This is a genomic window from Psychromonas sp. SR45-3, from assembly GCF_014163575.1.
Taxonomy (GTDB): domain Bacteria; phylum Pseudomonadota; class Gammaproteobacteria; order Enterobacterales; family Psychromonadaceae; genus Psychromonas; species Psychromonas arctica.
On the sequence record NZ_JACJDP010000095.1, the window covers coordinates 1 to 725 of the forward strand.

At 43.9% G+C, this 725-nt stretch carries 1 pseudogene; it reads left to right on the forward strand.

Annotated elements, in window-relative coordinates:
* Positions 1-725, forward strand: a pseudogene (locus H5084_RS19265) (transketolase); the annotation flags it as partial.

The following is a 725-nucleotide window of genomic DNA, read 5'->3' on the forward strand; positions in this document are numbered from 1 at the left end:
GCAGCTTACGCAGCGGCTTATCCTGAACTAGCTGCTGAATACAAACGTCGTGTTAACAACGAATTACCTGCTGAGTGGGAAGCTAAGTCTTCTGCTTACATTGCTGACTTACAAGCTAACCAAGGCAATATTGCAACACGTAAAGCCTCGCAAAACTGTATCGAAGCTTACGGTGCAATCTTGCCAGAGCTATTAGGTGGTTCAGCTGATTTAGCGCCATCTAACTTAACAATGTGGTCTGGTACGAAAGCGATTACGGCTGATGATGCAACGGGTAACTATATACACTATGGCGTACGCGAGTTTGCAATGGTGGCTATCATTAACGGTATCGCACTACATAAAGGCTTTGTACCTTACGGCGCAACATTCTTAATGTTCATGGAATATGCACGTAACGCGCTACGTATGTCTGCAATAATGAAGCAACGTTCGATTCAAGTGTTTACGCATGACTCAATCGGTTTAGGTGAAGATGGTCCAACTCACCAACCTGTAGAGCAAATTGCAAGCTTACGTTTAACACCAAATATGAATACATGGCGTCCATGTGACAGCGTTGAATCTGCTGTTGCTTGGAAATTTGCGATTGAATCTGTGGATGCACCGTCATCACTTATCTTTAGCCGTCAAAACTTGAAACCACAAGCACGTGACGCACAGCAATTAGCTGACGTTGTGAAAGGTGGTTATGTATTGATTGATTCAGCAACACCAGCTGAAAT